We start from the raw sequence: 16,203 nt of genomic DNA on the forward strand, positions 1-16,203 counted from the left end.
AATCATTCAGTTATGCGGTCATCCTGACCGTTGTCCGGCGCAAACTCAACCCTTTCAACGTCAGGGAGAAGGCCGCGCCAGCCGAAATGTGACAATGCCTGCATCCAGACGTCATCAAGTCTTGCACGTATCGCCAGCGGCTTACCGGTGAAAGGATGCTTCAAATGCAGTTCGCTTGCGTGCAGCATTAAGCGATTACAGCCGAAATGTTCCGCCGCGCTGCGGTTCTGGCGCAGATCGCCGTGCTTGCTGTCGCCGAGGATCGGATGACGCAGATGACTCATGTGGCGACGCAGCTGATGCTTGCGCCCGGTTTTCGGGTCGAGCTCCACCAGGCCGTAGCGGGTGGTAGGATAGCGCCCGGTAGCAACCGGCATCTCTACCGTCGCCAGGCCGCGATAATGCGTTACCGCGGGCTGGGCTTCTTTGTCTTCACGAGCAAATTTGTCGGCGATTTTATCCAGTTCTTCCACCAGCGGATAATCAAGCACCGCCTCCTCCGTCAGCCAGCCGCGCACGATGGCATGATAGCGCTTCTGAATCTGATGCTGCTCAAACTGCAGCGAAAGACGGCGGCCTGCTTCGCTCGATAATCCCATCAGCAATACGCCGGATGTTGGTCTGTCCAGACGATGCACGGTAAATACGTGCTGACCAATCTGGTCACGTACGGTCTGCATCACCACCACTTTTTCATCGCGATCGAGCCAGCTACGGTGAACCAGCCAGCCGGAAGGTTTATTGACTGCGACCAGCCACTCATCCTGGTAGAGGATTTCCAGCATCAGTCGTCAACACCAGCAAACAGCGCATCGAGCTGCTCAAGCTCCGGCAGGATGATCGCACGGAACGGGTGGCCCGCCTCAAGGGCGATTTCATAATAGGGCGCCACGGCGAAGCTTTGCGGCAGTGGCTGCTGGCTCTCGATAAGCTGGTGCATACGGGGGAGCAGCACCCATTGCAGCCATTCGAGCGGCTCCAGCGTATCCATACAGAAAGGCTGTGTGCTTTCGAACACGCTGGCATCCGGCGCGTAGTCCTGCCAGTGCTGATGTTCGCGCAGCAGTGATTCAATCGCGTGCAGGCGCAGGCGCACGCTGTCGTGATGGCTCATGAAAACCTCGAATGAGACGTCGAAATGGAAATCTGCGGCGCAGGATACCATCGGTAGAAAGGGAAATAAAAAAAGGGAGCACTGTTTTTACACAGTGCTCCCGGTTCGTTTCGCAGCAATCCAGCTACTTTTGGTGCTCCCTGCTCATCCGTGACAACTTTTCCTGCGGTCTCCTGACCAGTTCATCCGTAAACTTCCGCGTCCTGCTCGCACCACCCCGATGCGATTTCACTTATCCGTAAGCGTGTCCCGATCTTCCTGATCCACCGACCATCCTGACCGGCTCTCTTTCTCCATCCTGGAGGTGTCCTTTAACGCGTCCTGCGTCATCCTTTTGCTTGCATCCTCAAGCCTGTCCTTGCAGCACCGTCCTGGTGTGTCCTGCTGAAACGTCATCATCCTGATGTTCGTTTCGTTGTGCGACTCCCTGTCGACGTGTATAGAATCCCTTATTCCGCCTCGTCTTACAAGGCTCTTGTAGGGCATCCGGTAAGCTTAATTTCATATGAAAGCCGCAAAGAGAGAGCATAACTGTTTGATTAAATGAGATAATTTCAAAAGCGCAGCGGCAATGTCAGTCTTACAAGGTGGCGATCTCTCACAAGGCCTGTAAGAGATCTCTCACAGAGATGCCAGGCCAATGGATTACACAAGAGGATCAAGGTGACTCAGGAAGCTTGCCATGGAGGCGGAAAGCGTGGTGCGGTTGCGGGTACCGAGCGTTTCAAGAAGCACTTCTCCCGTCAGATTACAGACGGAAATGACGTCCAGTTCGCTATCGAGCGTGCCGATAAACAGCGTCGGTGAAAGCTTAAGGCGCTTCTGGGTAACCAGATGCCCAATCAAATTTTCCTGCACGCGGCGAAAATCATCCTGGCTCCAGACCTGCAGCAGCGTGAGCTGGCGTTCGCCAAACGTCGCAGGCATGTCACCAGCAAACTGACTGGTATAATAAGTTTGAAGCGGGTGTTGTACCACAATATCCAGCGCCCTTTCAACCGCTTCCAGCGTGGGGGTCAGGCTAAACGGCTGAGGCTGCCAGAATACCGCCTCCTCTTCTGTACCCGTCACGCATGGGGAAGGTACTCCGTACAGCTCTTCACTGCGCGGTGAGGTGCCATGACGTTGCTGCCAGGCATCACAATAACGTTGGGTAAACGCCTGTAAGGCTGTTGCGGTCTGCTGATCCACTGCTTTCTCTCTCCAGGTCAACCAGGATAAACTGAGCCTATTAGTCTACCTGCTTTATGACGGTGAAACATGTCTTCTTATGATAACCACCAGGCGCTCTCCGGCCTGACGCTCGGCAAATCAACTGATTACCGGGACGTTTACGACGCCAGCCTGCTGCAGCCCGTGCCGCGCAGCCTCAATCGCGATCCGCTTGGCCTGCACGCCGACAACCTGCCCTTTCACGGCGGTGATATCTGGACGCTGTACGAACTCTCCTGGCTGAACGAGAGAGGCCTGCCGCAGGTGGCGGTCGGCCACGTTGAGCTGAGCGACACCAGCCTTAATCTGGTTGAATCGAAAAGTTTTAAGCTCTACCTCAACAGCTTCAACCAGACTCGTTTTGCCAGTTGGGAAGAGGTGCGTGCCACGCTCGAACGCGATCTTCGCGAATGTGCGCAAGGTGACGTCAGCGTCGCGCTGTTCCGCCTGGAGGAAACAGAAGGCCAGCCAATTGCCCATTTCCACGGCACCTGCATTGACGATCAGGACATTGAGATCGACAGCTATGAGTTCAGCGCCGACCATCTCCAGGATGCCGCCAGCGGCAAAATCGTTGAAGAGACGCTGGTCAGCCATCTGCTGAAATCCAACTGCCTGATTACCCATCAGCCGGACTGGGGCTCAGTGCAGATTCAGTACCGCGGGCCGAAAATCGACCGGGAAAAGCTGCTGCGTTACCTGGTCTCTTTCCGCCATCACAATGAGTTCCATGAGCAGTGTGTAGAACGCATTTTTAGCGACATTCAGCGTTTCTGCCAGCCGGAGTTCCTCAGCGTTTATGCGCGCTATACGCGCCGCGGCGGGCTGGATATCAATCCCTGGCGCAGCAACACCGACTTCGTCCCCGCCACCGGGCGTCTGGTGCGCCAGTAACATAAATCATTGCAAAATAAAGCGCGGCCTCTGCCGCGCTTGAGACTGATGACAAGCCTCTGACAGGTGAACATTTGTCATCAGTCACTCGGCAAAAAACAAGGAAAATCAATTCTTTGATTTTCGGCTGATAACGGCAAAGAAGGAAAAACCACGCTTTTTCCTTCTTTTGTCCATGAACTGAAGCGCGGCCTCTGCCGCGCTTTTTCTTGTGGAAAGCAAACAGGCAAGGCTATTGTAATCATCAGGGAAGACGATACTCGTCCCGTAAGGAGCTCACTTGATTACACATATTAGCCCGCTTGGCTCAATGGATATGCTGTCGCAGCTGGAAGTCGACATGCTAAAAAGCAATGCCAGCAGCGACCTGTACCAGCTGTTCCGCAACTGTTCACTGGCTGTACTCAACTCAGGCAGTCTCACCGATAACAGCAAGGAACTGCTGTCCCGCTTTGAAAGTTTCGACATCAACGTGCTGCGCCGCGAGCGCGGTGTGAAGCTGGAACTGATTAACCCGCCGGAAGACGCCTTCGTTGACGGTCGCATCATTCGCTCGCTGCAGGCCAACCTGTTTGCCGTTCTGCGCGATATTCTGTTCGTCTACGGTCAGATCCATAACACCGTCCGCTTCCCGAATCTTGATCTGGAAAGTTCTGCCCACATTACCAACCTCGTGTTCTCAATTCTGCGTAACGCCCGCGCGTTGCACGTGGGTGAAGCACCGAGTATGGTCGTTTGCTGGGGCGGTCACTCCATTAATGAAAACGAATATCTTTATGCCCGTCGCGTCGGCACCCAGCTTGGCCTACGCGAACTGAATATCTGCACTGGCTGCGGTCCGGGCGCGATGGAAGCGCCGATGAAAGGCGCCGCCGTTGGCCACGCGCAGCAGCGTTATAAAGAAGGGCGCTTTATCGGCATGACCGAACCGTCGATCATCGCCGCCGAGCCGCCAAATCCGCTGGTGAACGAACTTATCATCATGCCGGATATCGAAAAGCGCCTGGAAGCGTTCGTGCGCATCGCCCATGGGATCATCATCTTCCCGGGCGGCGTAGGCACTGCGGAGGAGCTGCTGTATCTGCTTGGTATCCTGATGAACCCGGCGAACAAAAACCAGGTCCTGCCGCTGATCCTGACCGGGCCGAAAGAGAGCGAGGACTACTTCCGCGTGCTGGACGATTTTATCGTGCATACGCTTGGGGAAGCCGCTCGCCGTCACTATCGCATTATCGTGGACGATCCTGCGGAAGTGGCGCGTCAGATGAAGAAAGCGATGCCGCTGGTGAAAGAGAATCGCCGCGACACGGGCGATGCCTATAGCTTCAACTGGTCGATGCGTATCGCGCCGGATCTGCAGCAGCCCTTCGAACCGACCCATGAGAACATGGCGAACCTGAAGCTTTATCCCGATCAGCCGGTCGAAGTGCTGGCGGCTGACCTGCGCCGTGCCTTCTCAGGTATTGTCGCCGGTAACGTGAAGGAAGTGGGGATCCGGGCCATTGAAGAATTTGGCCCGTACAAAATTCATGGCGACAGTGAGATGATGCGCCGGATGGACAAGCTGCTGCAAAGCTTTGTGGCGCAGCACCGCATGAAGCTGCCGGGCTCCGCCTATATCCCCTGCTACGAAATCTGTTCCTGAGAAACCCTCTCCTGACTTCAGGGCGGCGCATAAGCCGCCCTTATCTTTTCCTGTCGATCAGAAAAAACGCCCCCTGTCGAAAGCGTTAAATATTCACATAAATTATATTAAAGCGATTTAAAGCGCTATTTTCGCTACCTTTTCCAGCAAAACATACGTTTTCATCATGGCAAACGTTCCCTGCTCATACTGCCAATGATAGTCTCCGCGCCAATAAACGGCCGTTAACTCGAAAAAAGCAGTCTGATGGTCTAAAAACCTTCTTTCAGGAAGTGTTTTATCGCATTTGAGATCGCGATCACTGATACATTGATAACTTAAATGTATCTTTCCGGCCCCATACAATCACGGGTGAAAATCATAATAAAACCCCGTTTGGCACGAATTTATTTTACCGTCAGTCATTTATTCATTGGATTTGACCAAATAACTGACAATTTGCTTCCTCCAGGAGATACAGATGGAAACCATTCAGACCAGCACCATTGCCTCGGCTGAAAGTCGTAGCGGATGGCGTAAAACGGACACAATGTGGATGCTGGGCCTTTACGGCACGGCGATCGGTGCGGGCGTACTGTTCCTGCCGATCAATGCCGGCGTCGGCGGGATGATCCCGCTTATCATCATGGCAATCCTTGCTTTCCCGATGACCTATTTCGCACACCGCGGCCTGACCCGCTTCGTGCTGTCCGGTAAAAACCCGGGCGAAGACATCACTGAAGTAGTTGAAGAACACTTCGGTATTGGCGCAGGTAAGCTGATTACCCTGCTCTACTTCTTCGCAATTTACCCCATTCTGCTGGTGTACAGCGTAGCAATCACCAACACCGTCGAAAGCTTTATGACTCACCAGTTGAGCATGACGCCTCCGCCGCGTGCGATCCTGTCCCTGATCCTGATTGTCGGCATGATGACCATCGTGCGCTTCGGCGAGCAGATGATCGTCAAAGCGATGAGCATTCTGGTGTTCCCGTTTGTAGTTGCCCTGATGCTGCTGGCCTGCTACCTGATCCCACAGTGGAACGGTGCCGCGCTGGAAACGCTGTCGCTGAGCAGCGCATCTTCTACCGGTAACGGCCTGTGGATGACCCTGTGGCTGGCAATTCCGGTCATGGTGTTCTCCTTTAACCACTCCCCGATCATCTCCTCCTTTGCCGTGGCAAAACGTGAAGAGTACGGCGTGGATGCAGAGAAGAAGTGCTCCAAAATTCTGGCCTTCGCTCACATCATGATGGTGCTGACCGTGATGTTCTTCGTGTTCAGTTGCGTGCTGAGCCTCTCCCCGGCAGACCTGGCGTCCGCGAAAGAGCAGAACATCTCTATCCTGTCTTACCTGGCAAACCACTTTAACGCACCGCTGATTGCCTGGATGGCACCGATTATTGCGATTATCGCCATCACTAAATCCTTCCTCGGCCACTACCTTGGCGCACGTGAAGGCTTTAACGGCATGGTGATCAAGTCCCTGCGTAGCCGCGGTAAAACCATTGAAGTGAGCCGCCTGAACAAGATGACTGCGGTGTTCATGCTGGTGACCACCTGGATTGTGGCAACCCTGAACCCAAGCATCCTCGGCATGATTGAGACCCTGGGTGGTCCGATTATCGCGATGATCCTGTTCCTGATGCCGATGTACGCCATCCAGAAAGTACCTGCAATGCGTAAGTACAGCGGCCACATCAGCAACGTGTTCGTGGTCATCATGGGCCTCATCGCCATCTCCGCGATTTTCTACTCCCTCTTCGGTTAATCCCTGGCGCCGCCTCCGGGCGGCGTTTTTCTTTACAGCAATGGACGCATCATGATCAGCGTATTCGATATTTTCAAAATCGGCATTGGTCCTTCCAGCTCGCACACCGTCGGGCCAATGAAAGCGGGCAAGCAATTCACGGATGACCTGATTGCACGCAATATTCTCACGGACGTTACCCGCGTGGTGGTGGATGTTTACGGCTCGCTTTCCCTGACCGGCAAGGGCCACCATACCGATATCGCCATTATCATGGGCCTGGCAGGCAACCTGCCGGACACCGTCGATATCGACGCCATCCCGGCTTTCATCCAGGACGTGAACACGCACGGTCGCCTGCTGCTGGCGAACGGTGAACATGAAGTTGAGTTCCCGGTAGACCACTGCATGAACTTCCATGGCGACAACCTTTCCCTGCACGAAAATGGGATGCGTATCACGGCCCTGAGCGGCGACAAAGCCGTTTACAGCCAGACGTATTACTCCATTGGCGGTGGGTTTATCGTCGATGAAGCGCATTTTGGCCTGAGCAACAGCGCCCCTGTGGAAGTGCCGTATCCGTATAAAAATGCGGCCGATCTTCAGCGCCACTGCCAGGAAAGCGGCCTCTCGCTCTCCGGACTGATGATGCAGAACGAGCTGGCGCTGCACAGCAAAGCAGAGCTGGAGCAGCACTTTGCTGCCGTGTGGGATGTGATGAAATCCGGCATTGAGCGCGGGATCACCACCGAAGGCGTGCTGCCGGGCAAACTGCGCGTACCGCGTCGTGCGGCTGCGCTGCGCCGTATGCTGGTCAGCCAGGACAAAACCACCAGCGATCCGATGGCAGTCGTGGACTGGATCAACATGTTTGCGCTGGCGGTGAATGAAGAGAACGCCGCCGGTGGCCGCGTAGTGACGGCTCCAACCAACGGCGCCTGCGGGATTGTGCCTGCTGTGCTGGCGTACTATGACAAGTTCATCCGCGAAGTGAACGCCAACTCGCTTGCCCGCTACATGCTGGCCGCCAGCGCCATTGGCTCGCTCTACAAGATGAACGCCTCCATTTCCGGTGCGGAAGTGGGCTGTCAGGGCGAAGTCGGCGTGGCCTGTTCCATGGCGGCGGCGGGTCTGGCAGAACTGCTGGGCGGCAGCCCGATGCAGGTTTGCATCGCCGCAGAAATCGGCATGGAACATAACCTCGGCTTAACCTGCGACCCGGTTGCAGGCCAGGTTCAGGTGCCGTGCATTGAGCGTAACGCGATTGCGTCCGTCAAGGCCGTCAACGCTGCACGTATGGCGCTGCGCCGGACCAGCGAGCCGCGCGTTTGCCTCGATAAAGTCATCGAAACCATGTATGAAACCGGGAAAGACATGAACGCCAAATACCGCGAAACCTCTCGCGGCGGCCTGGCGATGAAAATCGTTACCTGCGACTGACCCTGCAACAGACGCCTCGTTTTGCGAGGCGTCTTCCTGATTTCACTCATCCATTCGCCTCACCTTCTTCCCGATGTTACCCTAAGCGCCTTGCTATTCGGGAGGGAACTCATGGCCGTACATCTGCTTATTGTCGATGCGCTGAATCTGATTCGTCGCATTCATGCCGTTCAGGGCTCGCCCTGTGCCGACACCTGCCTGCATGCGCTGCAACAGCTGATTATTCACAGCCAGCCGACGCACGCCGTGGCCGTGTTCGACGACGAAGCCCGCAACCAGGGCTGGCGACATCAGCGCCTGCCGGACTATAAGGCCGGGCGCTCACCGATGCCGGACGATCTGCATGCCGAAATGGATAACATCCGTCATGTCTTTGAACAGAATGGCGTATGCTGCTGGGGTTCAGCCGGAAATGAAGCCGACGATCTCGCGGCCACGCTCGCGGTAAAAGTGGCAGAAGCCGGGCATCAGGCGACCATTGTTTCCACGGATAAAGGCTATTGCCAGCTGCTCTCCCCAACCATTCGCATCCGCGACTATTTCCAGAAGCGCTGGCTGGACGCGCCCTTCATCGCCCAGGAGTTTGGCGTCACGCCGCAGCAGCTGCCGGATTATTGGGGACTGGCCGGAATAAGCAGTTCGAAAGTGCCGGGCGTGGCAGGCATCGGCCCCAAGAGCGCCACCGAGCTGCTGGCGCAGTTTCCCAACCTCGAAGCGATTTATCAGCATCTGGACGACGTGCCAGAGAAGTGGCGCAAAAAGCTCGCCGAGCATCAGGAGATGGCGTTTATCTGCCGGGAAGTGGCGACATTACAGACGGATTTACAGCTGGACGGGAATCTGCAGCAGCTAAGACTGGTGAAGTAATTACCCCTCACCCCGGCCCTCTTCCCAGAGGGACGAGAGAGAAAACCAAAACGTATTCGGTTGTCCCTTCTTCATGCGGAAATGCGGGGAAGAAAATCAAAATCCAGAACGGCTCGATCGGTTCCCTCTCCCTTTCAGGGAGAGGGTTAGGGTGAGGGTAAAAATTACCGCTCGTCGCGACGACCACCGACCGCAGCCCACATGCGCCGCACGTGAACGGTCACTTCCTCACGATCGTGATAAAGCTGGCGAGCCTGAATCTGCGCCGCAATGCCGTGCTCATCCAGCTGTGCCTGAATGTAAGCCAGGTTCTGCGACACTTCCTCATAGCGTTTTTTCATCGGCAGCTTGAGGTTAAAGATGGTTTCGCGGCACCAGCCGTTGACCAGCCACTGCGCCATCAGCGCGGCAACCTTCGCCGGTTTCTCAACCATATCGCACACCATCCAGGAGATGTTGCTGCGGTTTGGTCGATAGCGGAAACCGTCTTCGCGCAGCCAGGTCACCTGCCCGGTATCCATCAGGCTTTGCGCCATCGGGCCGTTATCCACTGACGACACCCACATATTGCGCTTCACCAGCTGATAGGTCCAGCCGCCAGGACAGGCGCCCAGATCCACCGCATACATTCCATTTGCCAGGCGCTCATCCCACTCGTCGGCGGGAATAAATACGTGGAAAGCTTCTTCCAGCTTGAGCGTGGAGCGGCTTGGCGCATCGGATGGAAACTTCAGGCGCGGAATGCCCATATAGAAAGGCGAGTTGTTGGTCGTGAGCGAATAACCTACATAACAGCAGCCCGGCGCGATAAAGAACACGTGCACCACCGGGCGCTTCGGCGTTTCATACGCGGCCAGCACTTTCGCTTCACGCAGCGCCGCACGGAGCGGCACGGTGAACTTGCGGCAAAACTTCATCAGCTCTTTACTTTCGTTGGTGTCTGCCACTTCAACGCGTAAGTCACCGCCCTTTTCCACCACGCCCGTGAGCATGCCGACAACCGGCGTGATGCGATCTTCTGGCGGAAGATCGGTTAATAACTCGCAGGCCACAAACATCTGGCGGGCAAAAATCAGCGAGCTGAACGGCAGCTCTTTGATCAGCTTTTCCGCCTCACCTTCCTGATAACACTCAAAAATCACATAGCCCGAGTTATCTTTCACCCGGGCAAAACCATATACGCCAAGGCGGGACGCCTTGTCAGAAATCTCTGCTGCGCACTCTTTCTCAAAACCCTGACGGCTGTAGAGGACAACCTTATTCATGCGCGATACCTTTACGCTTTAAACGAATAGCGCCAATCAGCATCAGCACCCAACCGGCGAGGAAGCTCACGCCGCCGACCGGGGTGACAAATGCCCAAAGGCGTAAATGCGACAGCGCCAGACAGTAGAGGCTGCCGCTGAATAATACGGTTCCCAGCGCCATAAATACGCTGCTCCAGTAGAACCAGATGCTGATGCGGCGCTGCATCGCCACCGCCAGACCGAAAATCGCCAGGGTGTGGAACGCCTGATATTCAAGGCCGGTCTGGATCCAGCCCATCTCCACCACGCCGAGCGATTTGCTTAATACATGTGCGCCGAACGCACCCAAGGCAACAAACACAAAGCCACTGATAGCGGCAAAAATCAGCATGAAGCGACTGGTCATGTCATTTTCCTGAAGTCATTTATTGTTCGTAACGGAAACGAAATTTTTCTTGCTCGCTTGCCGCTTTCGCCAGGATCCACTGCCGGAAAGCAGCTATTTTACCCAGTTCCGCCTGGCTGTCATGGCAAACGAGGTAAAACGCGTTCTTGCTGACCAGAACATCATTAAACGGGCAAACCAACCGGCCTGCCTCAATTTCGGACTGCGCCATCACGTTATTGGCCAGTGCGATCCCTTGTCCATGGATAGCCGCCTGCAGCACCATCGCGCTGTGGCTGAAAATCGGTCCCTGTTGAACGTTGATATGGTTTAAGCCCAACTGGCGAATATAGGTTTGCCAGTCGCGGCGGGAAGCATCGTGTAACAGCGTATGTTGCGCCAGATCTGCGGGCGTTTTCAATGCCTTCTCGCCAGTGAGCAGCAACGGCGAGCAAATGGGCAACAGATATTCCGCATAAAGCTTTTCGACGCGCAGCCCCGGCCAGTTACCGCGACCATAGAAAATCGCCACGTCGACGTCGTCCGCAAGCTTATCCTCCTGGCGATCTACCGCCTGGATTCTGACGTCAATTCCCGGATAAGCTGAGTTAAAGCTTGCAAGGCGCGGCACCAGCCACTGAATGGCAAAACTCGGCAGCATGCTGACCGTCAACGCCCCTTTGGCGCTGCGGGCCTGAAGTTTACGCGTTGCTTCGGTTAATTGCGAAAAGATCTCTTTGATATCGAGAAAATAGCTCTGACCTTCTTCCGTCAGCAGCAGGGAACGATTGCGGCGTCGAAAGAGCTTTAAGCCCAGGAAATCCTCGAGTGACTTGATCTGATGGCTCACCGCGGCCTGGGTAACGAAGAGCTCGTCTGCGGCGCGAGTGAAGCTGAGATGACGGGCGGCGGCATCAAATACACGTAATGCATTCAGAGGAGGTAAACGCTTCGACATGGTTGTTTTGGCTTAGATGTTAACTGAATTTAACAATTAGATTACATCACGTAACCTATTAGTTTTTTTTATCTGAGCCATTATAATTTGTCCGTTGAGGTTCTACCAGCAAATACCTATAGTGGCGGCACTTCCTGAGCCGGAACGAAGAGCTTTTTTCGGAATGCGTGTTCTGATGGGCTTTTGGCTTACGGTTGTGATGTTGTGTTGTTGTGTTTGCAATTGGTCTGGAATTCAGACCTCGGTAGCAAGACTACCCCCTTTTCACTTCCTGTACATTTACCCTGTCTGTCCATAGTGATTAATGTAGCACCGCCAAATTGCGGTGCTTTTTTTTGCTTTCAATTCAATCGTTACTGATCCATTTCGACCATTTCTTTCACGTCAGTACGGTTGATTTGCTGCTTGTTACCGTTGGCATCTTTGTACGAAATCATGCCGGTATCATTATCGGTCTGCGGTTTCCCGTCGGCGATAATTGTTCGCCCGTCATTGGTGTGCATCACGTAGTTAGGGCCAGAACAAGCGCTCAGAGCAAAAGTCATCATACAGGCAGAAATCAGTGCGGCAGTCTTTTTCATATTCTTCTCCTTTAGCAATTAATGCTGGATATCGAGCTACAATTAACAAGCAAAAATAGTCTCCTGACTTATTTCAGCATAACGCACTGCCACAAAGCTGCCACTATTCCTGGACAATTCCGAGGGACAAGCCGCGTCTTGCCCTGCTGCCCGTTTTGCGCGACGATCGCCACACTGGAATGAGGAAAATCATGCACACATTCAACCCGGCGCATTTTCGCGCCCAGTTTCCGGCCCTCAGCGATGCCGGAGTCTATCTTGATAGCGCCGCCACTGCGCTGAAGCCGCAGGCTGTTATCGATGCGACCACACAGTTTTACAGCCTGAGCGCAGGTAACGTGCACCGTAGCCAGTTTGTGGAGGCGCAAAAGCTCACCGCCCGGTATGAAGCCGCTCGCGAACAGGTCGCCGCGCTTATCAATGCGCCGGACGGTAAAAACATCGTCTGGACCCGCGGAACTACGGAAGCCATCAATATGGTGGCCCAAAGCTATGCCCGACCACGCTTGCAGGCCGGAGACGAAATCATCGTCAGCGTAGCGGAACACCACGCTAACCTCGTGCCGTGGCTGATGGTTGCAGAGCAAACCGGCGCGAAGATCGTTCAGCTCCCGCTGCGGGCAGATCGTATTCCGGACGTTGAGCAACTTTCCTCACTAATCACCCCCCGAAGCCGCATCCTGGCGCTGGGGCAAATGTCCAACGTGACCGGCGGCTGTCCGGATCTGGCTCGCGCCATCCGGTTGGCGCACGCTGCCGATATGGTCGTGATGGTCGACGGAGCACAAGGTGTAGTGCATTTCCCGGCGGACGTGCAGGCGCTGGATATCGACTTCTATGCCTTCTCCGCCCACAAGCTGTATGGCCCGACGGGCATCGGCGTGCTTTATGGCAAAGCGGAATTGCTCGAGGGCATGTCACCGTGGCTTGGCGGAGGCAAGATGATTACCGAAGTGACCTTCGACGGCTTTAAAACCCAGCCGGTGCCGTATCGTCTGGAAGCCGGCACGCCGAACGTTGCGGGCGTGATTGGCCTCAGCGCGGCGCTGGAATGGCTGAATAACGTGGATGTGGTGCAGGCAGAAACCTGGAGCCGAGGCCTGGCCACGCTTGCGGAAGATGAGCTGTCTCGTCGCCCGGGTTTTCGCTCGTTCCGCTGTCAGGACTCGAGTCTGCTGGCCTTTGATTTCGCCGGGGTACACCACAGCGATATGGTCACGCTGTTGGCTGAATATGGCATCGCGCTGCGGGCCGGACAGCACTGCGCCCAGCCGCTGCTGGCGGCACTTGGCGTCAGCGGAACTTTGCGCGCCTCTTTCGCCCCTTATAACACTCAGGAAGATGTCCACGCTCTGGTGCACGCCGTGGATCGGGCCCTCGAATTACTGGTGGATTAAATGACAAGCCCAGCACTCGCCGGACACCCGTTCGGCACAACCGTCTCTGAAGCATCGCTACGCGAGCTTTTTGGCCCGCTGACGCAGTGGGAAGACAAATACCGTCAGCTGATCCTGCTGGGGAAACAGCTTCCCGCGCTTGCGGAGGATTTTAAAGCTCAGGCTCAGGAAATTGCCGGGTGTGAAAACCGCGTCTGGCTTGGTTTTACCCGTTTGCCGCAGGGCAAATTGCACTTTTACGGCGACAGTGAAGGCAGGATCGTTCGTGGTTTACTGGCCGTGCTGCTGACGACCATTGAAGGGAAAACGGCGGATCAGCTGAAAGCCAGCGATCCGCTTGATTTCTTTGATGAGCTTGGTCTGCGTGCCCAGCTCAGCGCGTCCCGTAGCCAGGGGCTGAACGCGCTGCGGGATGCCGTGTTAAGCGCCGCTCGCGAGGTTTAAGCCTGACGTTCGGCTTTCGCCAGCATCTTCTTCAGCGCATGAGACACAGCGATAAAACCAAAGGTCGCGGTTACCATTGTTGCCGCGCCAAAACCGGAAGCACAATCCATGCGCTTCGGCCCTTCGGCGGTGCTTTTCATCGCACACACTGAGCCATCCGATTGCGGATACACCAGCGCTTCAGTCGAGAACACGCAGTCCACGCCGAGCTTACCTTTGCCGTTCTTCACCACGCCGAAATCGCTTTTCAGCCGTTCGCGCAGCTTTGCCGCCAGCGGATCCTGGATCGTTTTCGCCAGATCCGCGACCTGGATTTGTGTCGGATCGATCTGACCACCCGCACCGCCCGTAGTGACCAATGGCACCTTGTAGCGACGGCAGAAGGAGATCAGCGCTGCTTTAGGGCGCACGCTGTCGATGGCGTCAATCACGTAGCTGAAGCCGGCCCCCATATATTCCGCGACGTTGGCCGGGGTGACGAAATCATCCACTACCGTGACGCGGCATTCCGGGTTGATCTGACGAATGCGCTCCGCCATCACCTCAGCTTTGGCAAGCCCGACGTTACCCCCGAGCGCATGAATTTGCCGGTTGGTGTTGGTGACGCAGACATCGTCCATATCAATCAACGTGATGGCGCCAATGCCGGTGCGGGCCAGCGCTTCCGCCGCCCAGGAACCGACGCCACCGATCCCGACCACGCACACGTGCGCATCGGCAAACACCTGCAAAGCTTTTTCACCGTATAAACGGGCCGTGCCGCCAAAACGCTGACGCCAGGCATCGCTAAGAACAACTGACATAAAACCTCAAACGACTTTATTAACCGCTAAATACGTAACCGTTGCCGGTATTGCGTAACACCCACACGCGCCCGTAATGGTTGTACCATCCGGCGCGATGACCCGCGTCAGGGCCAATGCCCTGATAAATATCGAAGTGCTGGCCTTTGATCGCCCCGCCAACGTCCAGCGCAACCATCAAACGCAGCTCATACTGACCGTTGAATTTACCGTTGTTGTCCAGCTGCGGGACTTCTGCCAGCAGCGTGGTACCCGGTGGGATAATGCTCTTGTCAGAGGCAACCGACGCGCGACCAATCAGCGGCACCGCGCTCGCCCCTTTCACCGGCGCGAAAGATTGTGGCTTAAAGAAGACGAACGACTGGTTCTCCTCAAGCAAGGCACGTACCTCTGCTTCGCTATGGGTTTCACCCCAGTGGCGAATGACCTGCATCGACATATCTTCTTTCTTATATTCCCCGCGATCGACCAGCACCTTGCCGATGCTGCGGTACGGCCAGCCATTTTTCCCGGCGTAGCTGAAGAAGTTCAGCGGCGTGCCGTCGCCAAAATCGATATAGCCGCTGCCCTGCACGTCCATGATGAAGTTATCCATCAGAGAGTTGCTGTAAGCCAGAATGTAGTTGTCGCTCAGCGCCCCGGCATAAATCTCCGCACGGGAAGGCAGACGGCCGCGCTTAGGTGGCATACGGTAGATTGGGTACTGAAATGCACCCTGACGTGTATGACGTGCTTCAATCACCGGCGTGTAATAGCCCGTGAATTGCACGTTGCCGTAGTTATCTGCCCCCTGCATCTGCCACGCATCAAGCCCGTACTGCTTTAAGGTGCGGGTATCTCCTCCGGACTGCAGCCACTGCTGAACGGCGGCAAAGACGTTGCTCTGATTGCCATACAGGCGCGGGGAGGCATTGCGAATTTCATTCACCTGCTGAGCGAAGTCACCGGCGTTAATCGGCGCGCCCACGGCGTCCGGCTGGTTCACCAGAGAAAAAGGCTGGCTGAACTTTCCGTCATTATATTGCTGACCGCGATCGGTCGGTTTGGAGGAACAGGCGGCGAGCAGCGTCATCAGCGCGCCTGTTGCCAGAATTTTAGCCCAACGTCCTTTCATGGTATCTCGTCTTCTTTCTTATGCCGAATGCGGGATGAAGATAACAAACCGCCAGGGGTATTGAAATGTGATAACGTGCCACAGGCCCTATTTTGCGCAAAAAATCACCTATGCGTTTTGTTTTTACCCACTCTTTGATATTTATGCTAAAAAGGGGTTGCATCAAATCCAGACCCGCGTATAGTGCGCATCCACGGACGCGGGATGGAGCAGCCTGGTAGCTCGTCGGGCTCATAACCCGAAGGTCGTCGGTTCAAATCCGGCTCCCGCAACCAATTAAAATATGAAGTAAAAGGTTTACCTGATGGAAGGGTAAACAGACGGACGCGGGGTGGAGCAGCCTGGTAGCTCGTCGGGCTCATAACCCGAAGGT

General features: G+C 55.4%; 16 protein-coding genes and 1 tRNA gene. 8 read left to right on the top strand and 9 right to left on the bottom strand.

Features of this window, described 5'->3' with window-relative positions; genetic code table 11:
• Positions 1 to 2 precede the first annotated feature (2 nt).
• The 3 genes from truC to syd form a co-directional block, all read right to left on the bottom strand.
• Positions 3 to 785, bottom strand: coding sequence for a tRNA pseudouridine(65) synthase TruC (gene truC / locus RTU33_RS20410; RefSeq protein WP_312629821.1), 783 nt, complete (start codon positions 783 to 785; stop codon positions 3 to 5).
• Positions 785 to 1,114, bottom strand: a complete 330-nt coding sequence (locus RTU33_RS20415) for a YqcC family protein (protein WP_312629823.1) — start codon at positions 1,112 to 1,114, stop codon at positions 785 to 787. The genes truC and RTU33_RS20415 overlap by 1 nt, the downstream gene beginning before the upstream one ends.
• A 645-nt stretch (positions 1,115 to 1,759) precedes the next feature.
• On the bottom strand, positions 1,760 to 2,305 hold the full coding sequence (syd, locus tag RTU33_RS20420) for a SecY-interacting protein (RefSeq protein WP_312629824.1): 546 nt from the start codon (positions 2,303 to 2,305) through the stop codon (positions 1,760 to 1,762).
• A gap of 69 nt (positions 2,306 to 2,374) precedes the next feature.
• On the opposite strand from syd, the gene queF reads away from it, so the two are divergent.
• The 5 genes from queF (at position 2,375) to xni (ending at position 8,901) form a co-directional block, all read left to right on the top strand.
• Positions 2,375 to 3,220 (top strand): NADPH-dependent 7-cyano-7-deazaguanine reductase QueF, encoded by an 846-nt coding sequence (gene queF / locus RTU33_RS20425; RefSeq protein WP_312629826.1) that lies wholly within the window; start codon positions 2,375 to 2,377, stop codon positions 3,218 to 3,220.
• Between the two features lie 280 nt (positions 3,221 to 3,500).
• A complete protein-coding gene (ppnN, locus tag RTU33_RS20430; RefSeq protein WP_312629827.1) occupies positions 3,501 to 4,865 on the top strand; it encodes a nucleotide 5'-monophosphate nucleosidase PpnN in 1,365 nt (454 codons plus the stop codon).
• Positions 4,866 to 5,325: 460 nt separating this feature from the next.
• Positions 5,326 to 6,615 (top strand): HAAAP family serine/threonine permease, encoded by a 1,290-nt coding sequence (locus tag RTU33_RS20435; protein ID WP_312629829.1) that lies wholly within the window; start codon positions 5,326 to 5,328, stop codon positions 6,613 to 6,615.
• Between the two features lie 51 nt (positions 6,616 to 6,666).
• Positions 6,667 to 8,034, top strand: coding sequence for an L-serine ammonia-lyase (locus RTU33_RS20440; protein WP_312629830.1), 1,368 nt, complete (start codon positions 6,667 to 6,669; stop codon positions 8,032 to 8,034).
• Between the two features lie 111 nt (positions 8,035 to 8,145).
• Positions 8,146 to 8,901, top strand: a complete 756-nt coding sequence (xni, locus tag RTU33_RS20445) for a flap endonuclease Xni (RefSeq protein WP_312629832.1) — start codon at positions 8,146 to 8,148, stop codon at positions 8,899 to 8,901.
• A gap of 164 nt (positions 8,902 to 9,065) precedes the next feature.
• On the opposite strand, the gene rlmM is transcribed toward xni, so the two are convergent.
• The 4 genes from rlmM to RTU33_RS20465 form a co-directional block, all read right to left on the bottom strand.
• The gene (gene rlmM / locus RTU33_RS20450; protein ID WP_312629834.1) at positions 9,066 to 10,166 is read right to left on the bottom strand and encodes a 23S rRNA (cytidine(2498)-2'-O)-methyltransferase RlmM; all 1,101 of its coding nucleotides are present in this window, start codon (positions 10,164 to 10,166) and stop codon (positions 9,066 to 9,068) included.
• A complete protein-coding gene (locus RTU33_RS20455) occupies positions 10,159 to 10,554 on the bottom strand; it encodes a DUF423 domain-containing protein (protein WP_312629836.1) in 396 nt (131 codons plus the stop codon). The genes rlmM and RTU33_RS20455 overlap by 8 nt, the downstream gene beginning before the upstream one ends.
• A gap of 19 nt (positions 10,555 to 10,573) precedes the next feature.
• Positions 10,574 to 11,491 (bottom strand): glycine cleavage system transcriptional regulator GcvA, encoded by a 918-nt coding sequence (gene gcvA, locus RTU33_RS20460; protein WP_312629838.1) that lies wholly within the window; start codon positions 11,489 to 11,491, stop codon positions 10,574 to 10,576.
• A gap of 353 nt (positions 11,492 to 11,844) precedes the next feature.
• Complete coding sequence (locus RTU33_RS20465) at positions 11,845 to 12,072, bottom strand: YgdI/YgdR family lipoprotein (RefSeq protein WP_312629840.1); 228 nt, start codon at positions 12,070 to 12,072, stop codon at positions 11,845 to 11,847.
• A gap of 191 nt (positions 12,073 to 12,263) precedes the next feature.
• Between RTU33_RS20465 and csdA the strand changes: the two genes are divergently transcribed.
• Both csdA and csdE read left to right on the top strand, forming a co-directional pair.
• Complete coding sequence (gene csdA, locus RTU33_RS20470; RefSeq protein WP_312629842.1) at positions 12,264 to 13,469, top strand: cysteine desulfurase CsdA; 1,206 nt, start codon at positions 12,264 to 12,266, stop codon at positions 13,467 to 13,469.
• The gene (csdE, locus tag RTU33_RS20475) at positions 13,470 to 13,913 is read left to right on the top strand and encodes a cysteine desulfurase sulfur acceptor subunit CsdE (protein WP_312629843.1); all 444 of its coding nucleotides are present in this window, start codon (positions 13,470 to 13,472) and stop codon (positions 13,911 to 13,913) included. It abuts the gene before it with no gap.
• Here the strand turns inward: csdE and tcdA are convergent.
• Both tcdA and mltA read right to left on the bottom strand, forming a co-directional pair.
• Entirely contained in the window at positions 13,910 to 14,716 is an 807-nt protein-coding gene (gene tcdA, locus RTU33_RS20480; protein WP_312629844.1) for a tRNA cyclic N6-threonylcarbamoyladenosine(37) synthase TcdA, read from the bottom strand. The genes csdE and tcdA overlap by 4 nt on opposite strands.
• Positions 14,717 to 14,735: 19 nt before the next feature.
• Complete coding sequence (gene mltA, locus RTU33_RS20485) at positions 14,736 to 15,830, bottom strand: murein transglycosylase A (RefSeq protein WP_312629846.1); 1,095 nt, start codon at positions 15,828 to 15,830, stop codon at positions 14,736 to 14,738.
• Positions 15,831 to 16,028: 198 nt separating this feature from the next.
• Here mltA and RTU33_RS20490 point away from each other — a divergent pair.
• Positions 16,029 to 16,105, top strand: a tRNA-Met gene (locus RTU33_RS20490).
• Positions 16,106 to 16,203: the final 98 nt, after the last annotated feature.

The sequence above is a fragment of the Scandinavium sp. genome, from assembly GCF_032012665.1.
In the GTDB taxonomy this organism is placed as follows: Bacteria; Pseudomonadota; Gammaproteobacteria; order Enterobacterales; family Enterobacteriaceae; genus Scandinavium.

Excerpts from the sequence above, each read along its gene's own strand:
- truC (WP_312629821.1), bottom strand. The coding sequence starts at position 785 with ATGCTGGAAATCCTCTACCAGGATGAGTGGCTGGTCGCAGTCAATAAA.
- RTU33_RS20415 (WP_312629823.1), bottom strand. The coding sequence starts at position 1,114 with ATGAGCCATCACGACAGCGTGCGCCTGCGCCTGCACGCGATTGAATCA.
- queF (WP_312629826.1), top strand. The coding sequence starts at position 2,375 with ATGTCTTCTTATGATAACCACCAGGCGCTCTCCGGCCTGACGCTCGGC.
- RTU33_RS20435 (WP_312629829.1), top strand. The coding sequence starts at position 5,326 with ATGGAAACCATTCAGACCAGCACCATTGCCTCGGCTGAAAGTCGTAGC.
- RTU33_RS20440 (WP_312629830.1), top strand. The coding sequence starts at position 6,667 with ATGATCAGCGTATTCGATATTTTCAAAATCGGCATTGGTCCTTCCAGC.
- xni (WP_312629832.1), top strand. The coding sequence starts at position 8,146 with ATGGCCGTACATCTGCTTATTGTCGATGCGCTGAATCTGATTCGTCGC.
- rlmM (WP_312629834.1), bottom strand. The coding sequence starts at position 10,166 with ATGAATAAGGTTGTCCTCTACAGCCGTCAGGGTTTTGAGAAAGAGTGC.
- RTU33_RS20455 (WP_312629836.1), bottom strand. The coding sequence starts at position 10,554 with ATGACCAGTCGCTTCATGCTGATTTTTGCCGCTATCAGTGGCTTTGTG.
- gcvA (WP_312629838.1), bottom strand. The coding sequence starts at position 11,491 with ATGTCGAAGCGTTTACCTCCTCTGAATGCATTACGTGTATTTGATGCC.
- RTU33_RS20465 (WP_312629840.1), bottom strand. The coding sequence starts at position 12,072 with ATGAAAAAGACTGCCGCACTGATTTCTGCCTGTATGATGACTTTTGCT.
- csdA (WP_312629842.1), top strand. The coding sequence starts at position 12,264 with ATGCACACATTCAACCCGGCGCATTTTCGCGCCCAGTTTCCGGCCCTC.
- csdE (WP_312629843.1), top strand. The coding sequence starts at position 13,470 with ATGACAAGCCCAGCACTCGCCGGACACCCGTTCGGCACAACCGTCTCT.
- tcdA (WP_312629844.1), bottom strand. The coding sequence starts at position 14,716 with ATGTCAGTTGTTCTTAGCGATGCCTGGCGTCAGCGTTTTGGCGGCACG.
- mltA (WP_312629846.1), bottom strand. The coding sequence starts at position 15,830 with ATGAAAGGACGTTGGGCTAAAATTCTGGCAACAGGCGCGCTGATGACG.